This is a genomic window from Vibrio sp. E150_018, from assembly GCF_053544035.1.
This window is the reverse complement of the sequence record NZ_JBHGNY010000004.1, coordinates 1-16,536: the sequence shown is the minus strand read 5'-3', so window position 1 is coordinate 16,536 and position 16,536 is coordinate 1. Positions and strand designations below refer to the sequence as shown.

Annotated in this window: 14 protein-coding genes and 1 other RNA gene; 4 read left to right on the top strand and 11 right to left on the bottom strand. The window is 41.8% G+C overall.

Translation table 11 applies throughout. The features are described from left to right. Window positions 1–4: 4 nt before the first annotated feature. The 11 genes from murG to rsmI all read right to left on the bottom strand — a co-directional run bounded on the left by murG (window position 5) and on the right by rsmI (window position 12,311). Window positions 5–1,069 (bottom strand): undecaprenyldiphospho-muramoylpentapeptide beta-N-acetylglucosaminyltransferase, encoded by a 1,065-nt coding sequence (gene murG / locus ACE3G9_RS06515; protein WP_417880267.1) that lies wholly within the window; start codon window positions 1,067–1,069, stop codon window positions 5–7. Then, entirely contained in the window at window positions 1,056–2,282 is a 1,227-nt protein-coding gene (ftsW, locus tag ACE3G9_RS06510; protein ID WP_417880268.1) for a cell division protein FtsW, read from the bottom strand. Before ftsW ends, murG begins: the two co-directional genes overlap by 14 nt. Before the next feature lie 64 nt (window positions 2,283–2,346). Next, on the bottom strand, window positions 2,347–3,687 hold the full coding sequence (gene murD / locus ACE3G9_RS06505) for a UDP-N-acetylmuramoyl-L-alanine--D-glutamate ligase (RefSeq protein ID WP_417880269.1): 1,341 nt from the start codon (window positions 3,685–3,687) through the stop codon (window positions 2,347–2,349). A gap of 21 nt (window positions 3,688–3,708) precedes the next feature. After that, window positions 3,709–4,791, bottom strand: a complete 1,083-nt coding sequence (gene mraY, locus ACE3G9_RS06500; RefSeq protein ID WP_417880270.1) for a phospho-N-acetylmuramoyl-pentapeptide-transferase — start codon at window positions 4,789–4,791, stop codon at window positions 3,709–3,711. Then, window positions 4,788–6,188: a UDP-N-acetylmuramoyl-tripeptide--D-alanyl-D-alanine ligase gene (gene murF / locus ACE3G9_RS06495; RefSeq protein WP_417880271.1), complete on the bottom strand. Its 1,401-nt coding sequence runs from the start codon at window positions 6,186–6,188 to the stop codon at window positions 4,788–4,790. Before murF ends, mraY begins: the two co-directional genes overlap by 4 nt. Beyond that, a complete protein-coding gene (gene murE, locus ACE3G9_RS06490) occupies window positions 6,185–7,699 on the bottom strand; it encodes a UDP-N-acetylmuramoyl-L-alanyl-D-glutamate--2,6-diaminopimelate ligase (protein ID WP_417880272.1) in 1,515 nt (504 codons plus the stop codon). The genes murF and murE overlap by 4 nt, the downstream gene beginning before the upstream one ends. 5 nt (window positions 7,700–7,704) lie before the next feature. After that, on the bottom strand, window positions 7,705–9,462 hold the full coding sequence (locus ACE3G9_RS06485) for a penicillin-binding transpeptidase domain-containing protein (RefSeq protein WP_417880273.1): 1,758 nt from the start codon (window positions 9,460–9,462) through the stop codon (window positions 7,705–7,707). Further along, entirely contained in the window at window positions 9,459–9,779 is a 321-nt protein-coding gene (ftsL, locus tag ACE3G9_RS06480) for a cell division protein FtsL (protein ID WP_417880274.1), read from the bottom strand. The genes ACE3G9_RS06485 and ftsL overlap by 4 nt, the downstream gene beginning before the upstream one ends. A 13-nt stretch (window positions 9,780–9,792) precedes the next feature. Beyond that, entirely contained in the window at window positions 9,793–10,743 is a 951-nt protein-coding gene (gene rsmH, locus ACE3G9_RS06475; RefSeq protein ID WP_417880275.1) for a 16S rRNA (cytosine(1402)-N(4))-methyltransferase RsmH, read from the bottom strand. A 207-nt stretch (window positions 10,744–10,950) separates the two neighbouring features. Continuing rightward, window positions 10,951–11,384: RNase P RNA component class A (gene rnpB / locus ACE3G9_RS06470), an RNA gene on the bottom strand. Between the two features lie 60 nt (window positions 11,385–11,444). Beyond that, window positions 11,445–12,311, bottom strand: coding sequence for a 16S rRNA (cytidine(1402)-2'-O)-methyltransferase (rsmI, locus tag ACE3G9_RS06465; protein WP_417880276.1), 867 nt, complete (start codon window positions 12,309–12,311; stop codon window positions 11,445–11,447). A gap of 61 nt (window positions 12,312–12,372) precedes the next feature. On the opposite strand from rsmI, the gene ACE3G9_RS06460 reads away from it, so the two are divergent. From ACE3G9_RS06460 to ACE3G9_RS06445, 4 genes are read left to right on the top strand one after another with little or no spacing between them, the layout of a single operon-like run. Next, window positions 12,373–14,199 carry a penicillin-binding protein activator gene (locus ACE3G9_RS06460; protein ID WP_417880277.1) on the top strand — a complete coding sequence of 609 codons (1,827 nt, stop codon included), beginning with the start codon at window positions 12,373–12,375 and terminating at the stop codon, window positions 14,197–14,199. After that, complete coding sequence (locus ACE3G9_RS06455) at window positions 14,168–14,551, top strand: YraN family protein (protein ID WP_417880278.1); 384 nt, start codon at window positions 14,168–14,170, stop codon at window positions 14,549–14,551. The genes ACE3G9_RS06460 and ACE3G9_RS06455 overlap by 32 nt, the downstream gene beginning before the upstream one ends. A 3-nt stretch (window positions 14,552–14,554) precedes the next feature. Next, complete coding sequence (locus tag ACE3G9_RS06450) at window positions 14,555–15,145, top strand: phosphoheptose isomerase (RefSeq protein ID WP_417880279.1); 591 nt, start codon at window positions 14,555–14,557, stop codon at window positions 15,143–15,145. A gap of 5 nt (window positions 15,146–15,150) precedes the next feature. Continuing rightward, a complete protein-coding gene (locus tag ACE3G9_RS06445; protein ID WP_449218731.1) occupies window positions 15,151–15,885 on the top strand; it encodes a BON domain-containing protein in 735 nt (244 codons plus the stop codon). Window positions 15,886–16,536 lie beyond the last annotated feature (651 nt).

The following is a 16,536-nucleotide window of genomic DNA, read 5'->3' as shown; positions in this document are numbered from 1 at the left end:
TTTCTCAATCTTGGCTTACAGCGATAATCGCTTCAGCAACTCGTGTGTCAGCATCGGTAATGGCAGCTGATCGTGCTTTTTCTGCCATCGCAAGTAACTGAGCCCGATCCAGTTGTTGTATTTGTTCCATTAAAACTTGTTCAGTCAAATCTGGCTGTTCAATCATTAAAGCGGCTCCACATTGAACAAGATGATCAGCATTCAGTGCTTGTTGGCGATCTTTATGCATAAAAGGAATAAAAATAGCCCCAACACCAGCAGCAGAAACTTCAGAAACCGTCAAAGCACCTGAGCGACATACTAATAAATCCGCCCACTCATACGCTTGTGCCACATTATCAATAAACTCGGTAACCTGAGCGTTAATCACTTGGTTCTCTTGATACAGTGATTCAACCATTGGTTGTTGCCCTTTACCCGCTTGATGACGTATCTCGTAATCATTACCCAAAGCTCTCATCACTGGAGGTAACGTTGTATTCAGTATTCGAGCACCTTGGCTCCCCCCCATAACCAAAATACGGATAGGTCCATCACGTTGTTCTAAGCGTTGTTTTGGCTCAGCAATCTCGACGACATCTTGGCGCACAGGATTTCCCACCACTTCAGCATTGGGAAATGCACCTGGGAATGCTTGCATCACTCGTTTGGCTATTTTAGATAACCATTGATTGGTTAAACCGGCAACGGCATTTTGCTCGTGCAGAACCACTGGAATACCAGACATCCAAGCGGCAACACCACCCGGGCCACTTACATAGCCGCCCATGCCTAAAACCACATCAGGTTGCCAAGCTTTAATATGTTTTTTCGCTTGCATAATGGCGTTAACAATTTGAAAAGGTGCCTTAATTAGCTTAGCAAGCCCTTGACCACGCAGACCTTTTACATGAATAAAATCAATTTCAATACCATGCTTTGGTACTAAATCTGCTTCCATACGATCAGGTGTGCCTAACCAGCGAATCTCCCAACCTTGCTGTTGCAACTTTTTCGCTACAGCCAAACCAGGGAAGACATGTCCACCAGTACCACCAGCCATTACTAATAAACGTTTATTCTTTTTCATTATCACTTAATTCTTGTTGGGTTTGATCTGGTTGGGGTTTCTTTTCACTCACCGGTTTAGTTCTAGCTGACAACTCTGCCAAGCGACGCTCATAATCAATACGTAACAACAGTGCTACCGCCGTCATCATAATAATAAGACTAGAACCACCATAACTGATCAAAGGTAATGTTAAACCTTTAGTTGGTACAATCGCGGCCGCCGCACCGACGTTAACTAAGGTTTGAAACGCGAACCAAATACTAATACTAGTCGCTAAAAAACCACCAAATAAATGGCCCGATTCAAGCGACCTCTTACCAATCGATAATGCTTTATATACCAAAGCAAAAATCATCAATAAGACCAATGTCACGCCAATAAAGCCTAACTCTTCTCCCACCACCGCAAAGACAAAGTCAGTATGTGCCTCAGGCAAATATTCTAGCTTCTGAATCGAGTTACCTAGCCCTTGACCAAATAAACCACCACGACCAAATGCCATTAAGGATTGGGTTAATTGATAACCACTACCAAAAGGATCTTCAAATGGATTCATGAATGAGGTTACGCGTCGCATACGATAAGGTTCAGCCAAAATCAATAAGGCTACTGAGCCGATACCGACCAATAGCAGAGCGATAAACTGTTTTAGCTTTGCTCCCGCAATAAATAACATACCGAATAACGTCACCAACATGACCACCACTGTACCTAAATCGGGCTGAGCGAGCAGTAATACCGCCAAACAACCAAATACAATAATGGGTTTGATAAAGCCACCAAAAAATGAGCTTTTCACTTCATCATGCTTACGAACTAAGTAACTAGACATAAAAATAAATAATGATAGCTTCGCCACTTCCGCAGGCTGTAAATTAAATAAGCCTAATGGGATCCAACGAGACGCACCATTAACGGAATGTCCAACCAGCAATACCACCAACAATAAGAACATAGAGAGCAAAAGTAAGTGCATGCTATGCTTCATCCAACGTTCTAACGGAATTTGTACCACTATCGTCGCGGCACCTAAAGCGAGAAATAAAAATATGCCATGTCGCACCATAAAGTGAAATGGTTCACCAGTTAGACGAGTACTAATAGGAAAAGATGCTGACGTGACCATCACCAGACCAATTAACATTAAACTAAATGCTAACCAAACCAATTGACGATCGTAAAGTACATCAGGAGAAGGTTGACTCATCCACCCTTGAAATCCTTTACCCATATTTTGCACTTTTGCTTTAACCACGGTCAGCCTTCAATCCGATAAATGAGCAATGAGAAAATTATTAAGACGATAATTTCATATAATGTTGCGCCAAACGAGTGAATTCATCTCCTCTGGCCATAAAGTTTTTAAATTGATCAAAACTGGCACAAGCAGGCGATAGCATCACTAAATCACCCGCTTTTAATTCATGATGAAACGAGTTTATTGCTTGCTCCATTGTTTCCCAACGTTGTGCCGAAGGGTGCAACGAAACAAACGAGTCACCATCTTGACCAAAGCAATGCAATTGAACATTTAAGTTTTTCAACACTGGCGCTAATTCAGAAAAATCCGCGCCTTTTCCAACGCCACCAACCAACAGATGCAGACTGCCTGTTAATTGCAACCCCGATAATGCCGCTAACGTACTGGCTACGTTGGTTGCTTTAGAATCATTGATCCATTTAATACCATTATTATCCACAACTAACTGACAGCGATGTGTTAGCCCTGAGTAAGTTTTCAACGCAGGCACAACCTTCGATAATTCAACATCAACACTATCTAGCAAGGCTAAAGCGACCAAGCTATTGGCGACATTGTGTCTACCGACAAGTTTTAAATCCTCAACCGCGACAATTGGTTGACCTTGCTTAGAAATATATTCTTGCGCTTCTAACCACACCAAGCCAAAGTCTTGCTCATCAAAGCCAAAACTGACAACTGGGATATCATTTTTGGGATAGGTTTCTGGTTCAGCACGATTAACAATCGCTTTATCGGCATGTAAGAAAATACGTTGCTTCGCCTCAGCATAGTCTTCCATGCCTTGGTAGCGATCCATATGATCTTCAGAAAGATTCAAATAAGCAGCCGCGGCCAATTTCAATGACGATGTAGTTTCCAGTTGAAAACTAGAGAGTTCCAACACATACAAATCCACATTATCTGCAAGTAGATCCAAAGCTGGCACGCCGATATTGCCACCGACACCCACCGTTAACCCGGCAGATTTTGCCAAAACGCCTGTTAAATCGGTGACCGTACTTTTGCCGTTTGAACCAGTGATAGCCACCACTGGCGCATTGGCTGCCCATGCGAATAACTCGATATCACCAACTACCGGAATATTGTTTGCCAGCGCTTGTTGAATCTCTGGAGTAGCTAATGCAATTCCCGGATTAGTCACAATTAAGTCTGCTTCCAATAACCAATCAAGCTGCCAACTACCAGTATGTACTTCAACGCTAGCATCCAACAATTCCACACCAGGTGGTTCGGAACGAGTATCAATAACCTTTATCGATAAATCCTGTGGCAGTTTTTGTAAATATCGAATAACGGATAACCCCGTCACACCCAAGCCAACCACAACGACACGTTGTATCCCTTGCCATTTTGCTAATAATGAGTGTGACATAAAGTAATATCCTATAAAAAATTAACGTATTTTCAGTGTCGCTAAGCCAATTAATACCAATACGATAGAGATGATCCAAAAACGCACAATAACGCGAGGTTCCGGCCAGCCTTTTAATTCGTAATGGTGGTGAATCGGTGCCATACGGAAAATACGCTGGCCACGTAATTTATAAGAACCGACTTGCAAGATAACCGATAGGGTTTCCATCACGAATACCCCACCCATGATCACCAATACAAACTCTTGACGAACCAAAACCGCAATCGTCCCTAAAGCTCCACCTAACGCTAATGAACCAACATCGCCCATAAATACTTGTGCTGGATAGGTGTTAAACCATAAAAAGCCTAAACCAGCCCCAACTATTGCAGTACAAACAATCACAAGCTCACTGGTATAAGGAATATAAGGAATGTGCAAATATTCAGAGAAATTGACGTTACCCGTCGCCCAAGCGATAACACCAAAGCCTGCTGCAACTAATACCGTAGGCATGATCGCTAAGCCATCTAGACCATCGGTTAAGTTCACCGCATTACTGGTACCTACAATTACAAAGTAAGTCAGCACGATATACATCAAACCAAGTTGTGGCATCACATCTTTAAAGAAAGGAACCACTAGTTGAGTCGCTGAAGTATCTTTGCCCATTGCATATAAAGCAAACGCTATACCTAGTGCAATGACTGATTGCCAAAAATACTTCCAGCGAGCAATCAAGCCATCTGTATTTTTGCGCACAACTTTACGATAGTCATCAACAAAACCAACGACACCATAACCAAGCAATACTGCTATCACCGCCCAAACATAAGGGTTAGATAAATCTGCCCATAGGAAAACGGTCACAGTGATCGCTGCTAGTATCATCACACCGCCCATCGTTGGGGTGCCACGTTTACTAAAGTGAGATTCAGGACCGTCATTACGCACGACTTGACCAATTTGTAAAAGCTGTAAACGCTGGATAAGTTTAGGTCCTATCCAAAGAGATAACCCCAAAGCAGTCAAAATGCTCAAAATAGCCCGAAAAGAGAGATATTCAAACAATCGAAAAAAGGATAAATATGGCTGTAACAGTTCTGCGAGCCAAATGATCATGCGTAGTTCTCCTTCAAAGCAGCAACAACCTGACACATTTTAGAGCTATGTGCTCCTTTGATCAGTAAAGTATGTTTTTGGTCTGCTTGCATTTCTAGTTTTGGGTTAGGTAAGTGCTGCTTAATAAAATCAATCATAGCGCTATGGGTAGTAAAATGTTTACCACAAGTCGATAAATCATCGGTTTGTTGGCAAAGCTGGCTAATAATCGCGGTATCCTCTCCAAAAGTGAGGACATAGTCAAAATTATATTGTGCCGCATGCTCGCCTACTTCTCGGTGTAATGCTTGGCTTTCATCACCAAGCTCTGCCATATAACCAAGAATCAACCAACGGGTGCCTTGATAGTTTGCTAATAAATCGGCGGCGGCTTTCATCGCGGGTACGCTCGCATTATAGCTATCATCAATCACACGTACTTCCTCGGTTAAATCCATCGCTTCCACTCGTCCTTTAACATGGCTTGGTACTTGTAAACCACTGACCACTTCATCTAACGTCGCTCCCGCTTGAATCGCCATCGCGGCAGCAGCCAAAGCATTGCTAATATTGTGTTTGCCGATCATAGGTAAGCTCACAAACTTTTCACCGAGAGGACTCATCAACACAAATGAAGCTTCACCACGCTGGTTAACTTCAATTTGTTGTGAATAAAAATCTGCATCCGAATTATCGACCGAAAAAGTGATAACGCTTTTATCAGCCAAGATAGATTGCCAATGAGATAAACCATTGCTATCTAGATTAACGACAGCATCGCCACCAGCTGATAGACCTTGGTATATCTCACCTTTCGCTTTTGCCACGCCATCAATTGAGCCAAAACCTTCTAAGTGTGCGGCGGCAACATTATTGACTAACGCAATATCAGGTTGAACCAAGCTAGTGGTATAAGCGATTTCACCTAAATGGTTCGCGCCTAATTCAATCACCGCATAATCGTCATTTTCTTGGGTACGTAGCAGCGTTAACGGAACACCTATTTCATTATTAAAATTACCCGCTGTAGCAAGTACTTGGCCTTTTTGCTTTAAAATAGCGGCCAACATTTCTTTGACGGTGGTTTTTCCGCAGCTTCCTGTCAGCGCTAAGGTTTTCGCCTTTGATTGTTGGTGCATCCATTGTCCAAGTTGACCGAGTGCTTTTTGAGTCTCCGCGACAACAACTTGTGGAATATCGAGATCGAGCTTCTTAGAAACTAATAAAGCATTGGCACCAGAATCTACCGCTTGCTGACAAAAATCATGAGCATCGAATCGCTCGCCAACTAAGGCAACAAATAAAGCACCGGATTCAATGTTGCGAGTATCTGTAGTCACCGAAGTAATATCGGTATTGTTACCGAGAAGAGAACCCGAGGTTATCAGTGCAAGTTGCTGTAAAGAAAATGGGATCATAAAGGTAACCCTAATAAAACTTGTGCGGTTTCGCGGTCAGAATAATGTACGTTTTGGCCATTAATGATTTGATAGTCTTCATGTCCTTTGCCTGCTAATAAAATAATATCGCCCTCACCAGCTTGTTGAAGAGCATATTGACACGCTAGATAACGAGAGTGGATCACATGAATCTGTTCTGGGTTTATCGCCCCTTGCAACATATCGGCGACAATTTTAGCCGGATCTTCTGAGCGTGGATTATCATCAGTAATGATCGACTCATCAGCAAGGCGCTCAGATATTTCCGTCATCATTGGGCGTTTACCGGAATCACGCTCCCCACCACAACCAAAGATTGACCAAAGTTTTCCTTGGCAATGTACGCGTAGTGCCATCAAGGCTTTTTCTAACGCATCTGGTGTGTGTGCGTAGTCTACGACAACTTTAGCTTGCGGTTTAGACGCTTGAAAAAGTTCCATACGACCGATTACAGGCCTCAATTGAGGTGCGACTTGAACTAACTGATTTAACTCAAACCCTAGACTCAGCAAGGTTGCTAACGCCACCAGCAAATTACTGGCATTGAAAGCACCAATTAACGGGACTTGCAAATCGGCTGCTCCCCAATGACCATCAATCGATAAGCTGATGCCAGCATCTGAGTAGTGAACCTCATTGGCCCACAAACAATCATGTGTTGAAGCCGGATGTGTCGAATCTGGACTTCTCGAAGAAAGCTGCGGCTTAATTAAAGAAACGGCGATTGCATCCGGTAAACGTTGAAGCCATTGTTGGCCAACCTCATCATCTGCATTAATAATTTGATGCTGGCAGTCATGTTGAGAAAACAAACTGAATTTGGCTTCTGCGTATTCTTCCATGCTGCCGTGATAATCAAGGTGATCACGGCTTAAGTTAGTAAATGCAGCAGCAGCGAAAGGCAGCGCTTTAACACGTCCTTGCACAAGACCATGAGAGGAAACTTCTAATGCCGTATATTCAGCACCTTGTTGTTGCAATTGGCTTAATGTCTGCTGAATTTCAATTGCATTGCCCGTAGTGTTGACCGCAGGTTTTAAATCATTCAAAAATCCATTGCCTGTTGTTCCCATCACTGCAGCCTTTTTACCAAGCAAGCCTACCCACTGGGCAATCAACTGCGAAATAGTGGTTTTTCCATTGGTGCCTGTAATACCGATTAATTGCATTGGTTCAAACTGATATAAACAGGTCGCAAGATGTGAAAGCTGCGATCCAATTTCTGATAAGTAAATAACTGGTACACTAGCACGCCATTCAATATGTTGATGAGGGTTTTCCTGACTAGCATCTGCAATAACCGCAACCGCACCAGAAGAAATCGCTTTATCAATAAAGGCCCGGCCATCAACCTCATGACCTTGAATGGCAACAAATATATCGCCAGCGGACACTTTACGACTGTCAAGCTGCAACTCCGCGACATTAATGGCAAATTCAGAATCTAATGCAATCCAAGGTTTCAACAAATCAGAAAGTAATCGAACCATATATTTTATTCCCCAGCCTCAGATTCAGGTGTCGCATCTGGCGTGACATTCATAATTTGCAGCGCCCCTTTCATAATTTCTGCAAAAACAGGCCCAGCAACCGAACCACCATAGAACTTATCACCTTGTGGCTCATTGACGACTACAACTAATGCAAGGCGAGGATCACTAATTGGCGCAAGACCAGCCGTTAAGGCAACGTATTGATCACTGTATCCCCCCGCCTTTGCTTTACGTGATGTACCTGTTTTCGCACCAACACGATACCCCGGTACTTTAGCCGAGCGCGCCGTACCACCTTTATGAGTAACCTGCTCAAGCATATCGACTACTTTGCGAGCCGCATCTGCATCCGCCGCTCTAAAGGTACGACCGGATGTACTTCCTTTTAAGATATGCAGCGGCTTATTCACCCCCATATTACCTAGCGTCGCGTAAGCATGCGCGAGCTGTAATGGTGTGACTGAAATACCATAACCAAAGGCTAAGGTCGCTTGCTCAAATGGAGACCAACGACGGCGATCTGGGAATATACCGGTTACTTCGCCCGGTAAGCGTAGGCCAGAAACATTACCAAAGCCTACTCCGCTATACATACCAAGAATTTCACGCACATCCATTTTTAACGCAATGGTTGCCACACCTACGTTACTTGATTTCTTTAAGATAGTGGTTAAATCAGCTTTACCCGCGCGCTCAGAATCTCGAACTCGGCTGCCACCAATTCGCATGATGCCATTGCCAGTATCGATAACCGTTTTATCATCAATAATACCTTTATCTAAGCCCGCCAAAATCACAAATGGCTTCATAGTTGAACCCGGTTCAATAGAATCGGTAAGCGCACGGTTACGCATGCGGAAACTTTGCAATTGTTCGCGGTTATTCGGGTTATAGGAAGGCGCATTGACCATCGCGAGTACATTACCGGTTTTAACATCGACTAGAACGGCGGTTCCTGAAGTGGCTCGAAAATCGGCTACTGCTTGCTTAATCGCACGATAGGCAATTGCCTGCAAACGTTGATCAATAGTGAGTTGTAAAGGTTTACCAGGCTCTTGTGTTTTTAATGAAATATTTTCAACAACACGTCCAAAACGGTCTTTTCGAATGGTTCGCTTACCCGCTTCTCCCGTTAACCAATCATCAAAACTCCGCTCCATACCCTCAAGGCCATGTCCGTCAATACCAGTCACGCCAACGACATGCGCGCTGACTTCCCCGGCTGGGTAAAAACGACGAGATTCATCTTTCAAGCCAATACCTGGCAGTTTCAATTCTCGAACATATTTAGACATTGCAGGACTAACTTGGCGCTGTAAGTAAATAAAGCGCTTACGTTTATTCTGGCGAATTTTATCCACTAAGCCTTGTTGTTCGAGCCCAAGTACGTTAGCAAGTGCATACCAACGATCAAGTTCATCAAGACCATTTTCTTTAATTATAGTGGCAGGATCCGCCCAAACTGCTTGCACAGGAACACTCACCGCCAACGGCTCACCATTTCGGTCAGAAATAATACCACGAGCGGTTGCGATTGCTTTTACGCGCACTGAACGCATATCAGCTTGTTGAATAAGTTGATCAGGTTCGATCACTTGGATATACGCCGTTCGCGCTACCAGCACAAATAAAGCTAATACGATAAAGACTATGACTAGGTTATATCGCCAAGGGATCAAAATATCGGAGGATTGAGATGACTTCTTTTTATTAACGGTTTTCTTGTTCTTTACCGTTTTTTTATTTGTCGGCTTTTTCATTTAAGGTTCACAACCACTTCTTTATCCGAATCAGGACGTTTCATATCAAGATCTTTGATTGCGACCTTCTGAACTCGAGTATGCTCAGCAAGAGCGTTCTCTTCTAATATCAAGTTACGCCACTCACTATCAAGCTGCTCGCGACTTTCTAATAATTCATCACGCAGAGTAATTTGATTACGAGTATTATAAGTGGTTAACACTACCGCTATAGAGCTTACAAAAATAAGCAGCAGTAATACCAATGGAACTCGACCTACCGAAATAAGATCAGTCCAGATACTACGAATTAGAGTGGGTGGTTGTTTATCTTTCATAGTATTTTAATGATCATAGTTTTTCAGCAATACGTAATACTGAGCTGCGTGAACGTGTATTAACTTCAACTTCTGATTTAGACGGTTTAATTGCTTTACCTACCGTTTTCATATTGGCAGAACCTAAAGCTTTAATTTGATCTTCCGTCATAGGAATACCATGAGGTACTTGAGGACCTTGGCTCTCACGGCGCATAAATCGCTTCACCATGCGGTCTTCTAAAGAGTGAAAACTAATCACAGAAAGACGACCTTCTGGCGCTAAGATATTCATCGCCCCTTTTAAAGCGAAGTCGATTTCTTCCAATTCACTATTAATATAAATCCGAATTGCTTGAAAACTTCGCGTTGCAGGGTGCTTTTTTTCTTTAAAATTCTTTGGTGCAACATCTGAGATAAGCTTAGCCAATTGGCTAGTTCTCATCAGTGGTTCATGTTCCGGATTTTCGCGATATTCAACTAAACCACGAGCAATACGACGGGCGTGCTTTTCTTCACCAAACTCTCGTAGTACCCAGGTAATATCATCAAGCTCCGCTTCTGCTAGCCATTCTGCAGCTGATTGACCAGTTGTCGGATCCATTCGCATATCTAATGGCCCGTCTTTCATAAAACTAAAGCCGCGATCAGCATCATCCAATTGTGGTGATGAGACACCAAGATCAAATAATACGCCATCAACCTTGCCAACCAATTGATATTGCTCAGCATAAAATTGGATACCAGAAAAAGGACCATGAATAATGGTAAAGCGGGGATCATCTATTTTTTTTGCTTCTTCAATCGCTTGAGGATCTCGATCGATACTATATAAGCGCCCTTCAGGACCGAGTTGAGATAAAATCGTACGGCTATGACCTCCTCGACCAAATGTGCCGTCAATATAAATACCATTTGGCTTTATATTCAATCCTTCAATAGATTCATTAAGGAGTACAGAAACGTGTTGGAAGGTGTCGGTCATAGGGTTCAATAACTCAATTTAAGATGAATGGCTTAGGATATTCATGTCAGGCGCGCAACGCAAGAAATCAGCGGAAATTTGCGCTTATTTGGCTTAGTTTAAGCTAATTCTAACTAGAATCGTTAATAGCACGTCAAAAGGAAGACAACGAATGAAGAAATTCATAAAAAAACCCACCACAGTAAACTGCGATGGGTTTATTTAAATAGGTGGAGTTGACATCATAAGCCGGGTTCTGTCTCCGCTTGCGCGGTGATAGCCATTCGTCTAGGCCAGCAATCGCTCACTGGCTCGAGCAACCTACCCGCCCCCTTACGCGAGCAACGCAATGTGAGGGCCTATTTGGTCTTGCTTCGGGTGGAGTTTACCCTGCTACGAACTGTTGCCAGACGCACGGTGCGCTCTTACCGCACCCTTTCACCCTTACCTGTTCGCTTCTTACTTCCGAAGAAATGAAGAATAGCGTCATCGGCGGTCTTCTCTCTGCTGCACTTGTCGTGAGCTCACGCTCCCCAGGCGTTACCTGGCACCCTGCTCTTTGAAGCCCGGACTTTCCTCCCCTCCGACAGTCTCCCACTGGTTTCTACCTAGGCAAAAACCAGTAAGGACATCAACGAAGCAGCGACTATCCAGTCAACTCCGACGCGGATTATACGCACATCACCTTAGAAGACAAGCGAATCGGCACATATAGAAATATATTAATCTAGGTTATCCAGTCCCCACTTATATAGAGCATTCTTTTTCAAATTGTGAATTTCCGCGACTAAAGCTGCTGCTTTTTTCAGTGGCAATTCTTGAGTCAAAATTTTTAAGGTTCTTAAAGCGTCATCCGGAAGCGCATCGGTAGATTTATCTTCTCGATAACCATGAATAAGAATGACCATTTCTCCGCGCTTACGGTTGTCATCTTCATTGATCCACTCGATCAACTCACTTAGCGGCGCACCATGAATCGTTTCAAATGCTTTGGTTAATTCACGTGCAAGCACGACTTCACGCTCAGGCCCTAACACTGCCAGCATATCGTCCAAACTATCTGTAATTCGATGAGGCGATTCGTAAAAGATACAAGTACGCTCGGCTTTGCTAATTTCTAATAACTTATCTTTACGACCTTTACTTTTAGCCGGTAAGAAGCCTTCAAAACTAAAGCGATCCGACGGTAATCCTGAAGCACTTAAAGCCGTGATCACGGCGCAAGCACCTGGTAATGGCACAACTTTAACCCCCGCTTGACGACATTTAGTCACTAGGTGATACCCTGGATCACTAATTAGAGGAGTCCCCGCATCAGAAACTAATGCGATCGACTCTCCCGCTAACACTTTTTCAACTAATACTTGTGCTTTTTGTTGCTCATTATGATCATGTAATGCATAAGTTTTGGTTGATATGCCAAAATGAGAGAATAAACGACCACTATGCCTTGTATCTTCAGCAGCAATCAGGTCAACTTGATTTAAAATATCTAATGATCGTTGAGTGATATCCCCTAAATTACCAATTGGGGTAGGAACAATATATAGCGCTGGGGAATCTAAAAGAGCAGTTTTGTTATCTATCATTTGTTTACCGTCACTTGAGCGATTAATATAGAGTCAATCTTTCACATAAAGAATATAACGCATGCAAATTATGAATCATAAGATCTTCAGTGTACCACGCTTATTTACTTCTATCGCCTTGATGTTATTAGTATCAGCGTGTTCATCACTTACATCTGAGTCAGATAAAGTTGATATTACCGCCCCACCGGCACAAACCTCACTCAGCTATACTGACGAGGCGAATGATACTCAACCATCTACTGAGCAGACTGATTTGTACATTATGGCGCTAAAAGCCTCTGTAGTTGAAAAAAATTACAACCAAGGCCAAAGCCTGCTAAAACGCATCGTTCAATTTCCTCTAAATGATATGCAGCAAGCAGAATGGCAATTAGCAAAATCGCAAATTACAGCTGCGACTGTTGACTCAGAGGCTGCATTAAAAGAATTAAACTTCCAACAGCAGTGGCAATTAGCAGACATTCAATGGCGTAATTATCATCAGCAACGTGCTAAACTGTTTGAAGATATTCGAGATTTTTTCAATGCCGATCGTGAATGGATTGCTTACAAAGAGTTTCAACCTGTCAATAAGCAAGAATCAACCGATAAGAGAATTTGGGAAAACTTAAAGAAATATTCTAAGGAGACCATTGTTCAACTCGAAGTTCACCCAAGTGAAACTGAATTACAAGGTTGGTTATATGTCGCCACTCAAATGAAGACACAGCTAAACAACCCAAGTGGTTTGAAAACAGAACTTCAGCAATGGTTTAGTATCAATATTAACCACCCAATCGTGACTCACACTCCTGAAGATGTGCAACGCATTTTAGAACTCGATATTTCAACGCCGGAAAATGTCGCAGTACTCCTACCTCTTTCTGGTAAATATGAAATGCCTGCAAAGTTAATCCGCGATGGCTTTATTCATGCAATGACAGATGATGCAGATAAAGCCCCTTCTCTAAAGATGACGGTTTACGATACGTCAACACAGAGCCTGCAAGATATTTATGCTCAGCTAAAAACCAATAATACTGATTTCATCGTAGGCCCATTGATCAAAGATAACATTGAGCAATTACAAGATATCAATAACAACAATATTCCTATGTTGGCGCTAAACTTCCCAGATAAATTAGAGCAAGGTTCTCAAGTTTGTTACTTAACGCTATCGCCAGAACAAGAAGGGGCACAAGCGGCTAAGCACATTTTTGAAACTGGTTTTAAATACCCACTAGTACTGGCACCTAAAGGGAAACTTGGTGAACGTATTACTGAAGCATTTACAGAAAAATGGAATGAATTAAGCAATACGCCAGTAGCATCAACGCCATTTGGTAATCGTGCTGAATTGCAAAAAAATGTTAAAGATGCGTTTGGCCTAACTGATAGCCAAGCTCGCATCAACCAGATTAGACAAATCAGTAATATGGAAATGGAAACCGAAGCTCGCAGTCGTAGAGATATTGATTCTGTTTACATTATAGCAAACCGCTCAGAGTTAACGCTGCTAAAGCCATTTATTGAAGTTGCTATTAACCCAGATGCTAAGCCACCTAAACTGTTCTCCAACTCTAGTAGTAATAATGGTAAAGCTCGTGCCTATCAAGATGTCAGTGGTATTATATTTAGCGACATTCCAATGCTGTTGAATAAAGATAATGCTGAATTGACCGAGTACGATAACTTATGGCCCAAAAGCAGTAACACTGAAAAGCGTCTACATGCATTAGGTATGGACTCATATAGCTTGCTTACTCAACTTCAAACAATGAAGGTTATTCAAAGCTATCAGTACCAAGGTCAAACAGGTACTTTAAGTATTGATGATCAATGTGTGGTACAAAGAGATCTAAGTTGGGCTGAGCATGAAGCTTTTCAGTCAGAAGATCAAAAATAAGCGAGAAATCGGTTCTCAATATGAAAGCTTGGCCAATCAATATCTGATCGGCCAAGGGCTTCATGTGTTAGAAAGAAATATGAATTGCCGATTTGGCGAAATCGACTTAATTATGAAAGATGGACAAACTATTGTGTTTGTCGAAGTTAAATATCGAGCCTCATCATCATTTGGTCATGCAGCGGAAATGGTAACCTACCAAAAATCTCAAAAGCTGATAAAAACCGCTATGGTGTGGCTTAAGAAACAATCACTGCCAATCGAAAAAACCTCCTTTCGTTTTGATGTCATTGCTATTCATAAAAATGGTGAGGATATCAATTGGATAAAAAATGCAATTACTCAAGGATAAAGCATGCTAGATAGCATTAATGATAGCTTTAAAGAAAGCATTCAGATTCAAATTGCTGCTGCAGAATCTCTCCCCGATGCCATCACTCATGCAGCACAAGCAATGGTGAGTAGCTTATTGAACGGTAATAAAATCCTTTGTTGTGGTAATGGCGGCTCTGCAGCTAACGCACAACAATTTGTCTCTTGTTTACTGAATCGTTTCGAAACAGAACGACCAAGCCTTCCAGCAATGGCTTTAACAACAGATACTTCGACGCTAACAGCTATAGCCAATGATTATCACTATCAAGAGATCTTTTCTAAACAGGTAAGAGCTTTCGGCCAAGCCGGTGATGTGTTGATTGCTATTTCTACCAGTGGAAACAGCAGCAATATTATCAAAGCCGTTGAAGCGGCTGTCACTCGGGATATGACCATCATTGCATTTACTGGTAAAGATGGCGGTGAACTTGCAGGATTACTTGGTGAGTCTGATGTGGAAATACGTATTCCATCACATAGAACAGCAAGAATTCACGAAGTTCATATGTTAACGCTTCATTGTTTATGTGACTTAATCGATCAAGTAATATTTCCCTCTCACGACGGATAAGTAATATGAAAAAACACATTGTTATTTTATACTTCATTAGCTTATTTTTAGTTACTAGTTGTGCCTCAACAGGTAGTTCTTCTGAGCCTTCTCAGCAACAGCAATGGCAAGAAAAAAACATACAATCAAACATTAATGCATTAAATCGAGCCCCCCAGTATAGAGGAAAGGTTCGCGTAACTTCCGAAATCACGAGTACAGGACACATCTTACTTTTAGGGCAATCCATTGATGAAGAGAATAAACAGTCCATCGAAGGCTACGTAAAAAACTTACCAAATGTAGACAAAGTTTATAACCAAATTCGCATCGCAAAACCTCTATCATTCCAGCAAATCAGTCATGATATTTGGTTAACCACTAAAGTAAAAAGTGCACTTCTATCAGATGACCGACTAGATAAATACAACATAAAAGTAACCACTGAAAATAAAGAAGTATTTTTAATTGGTAACATATCGAAAGAAGACGCTCAAATTGCGGCGGATGTTGCCAGTAAAATAGAAGATGTTTCCAAAGTAATCAAAGCGTTCAATTACGTAAGCTCACCACTCATAGAATCTAAACCCGCTCCAACTTCAAATAGCAATGAGCCCGATGCGACGAGTAGTACGCTAGAAACAGATAAGAGTACTACAACAGAATTAGATCCGATAAACGATAGTAATGGCGCAGCTACACCAATAATCGAAGACGTAGATACGCCTATTAATGAAATGGATGTGTTAACTACGCCGTAAATTAGCCCTTCAAACAAGTTTAATTCGCATATAACGAAAGCAGAGTACTGATTACTCTGCTTTTTTAGAGTTAAATATTCATTTATCCAGCCCTCTGTCAATCCTTTAATAATCTCACCCCTTGTTTAAAAGTGGTTCTATATTAAACGCTGTATCTGAATTTATTAATGAATAAGTCATCCTGCTATTTGATATTCTCTCTATTCACAAGGAGTAGAACAGATAAAATACGGCCCTCTGTATCAACACTTAATAACTTAATTCTCATAGTCAAAGGTTAGAGTTGAGTAGCAAAAAACGATCTGCAATAAATCAGCACCTAGTAGTACTATCTAGGCAATGAATTCTGGAGTTGCAGTTAAACCAGAGAATAATCATTCTTTGTGACAACTAACTCTTTCGAATCTGGTCTGTGTATTTTTTAGAATTAGAGAATAGTCATGGCGGAATAGAAGAATTTTAAACATTCCCTAATACCTTACTAGGTTAAAGCAAACTGACAGCCAGCTTGCTTTAACCAACAACTACCAACTGAATAACCACTTCTCAATATTGGCTCTTATAGATTTTATTTTCAACAGACGAAAAAAAACCTGATTCTTTCGAATCAGGTTTCTACTCTTTATCTAAGAGATATAAGTGGCGGAGTGG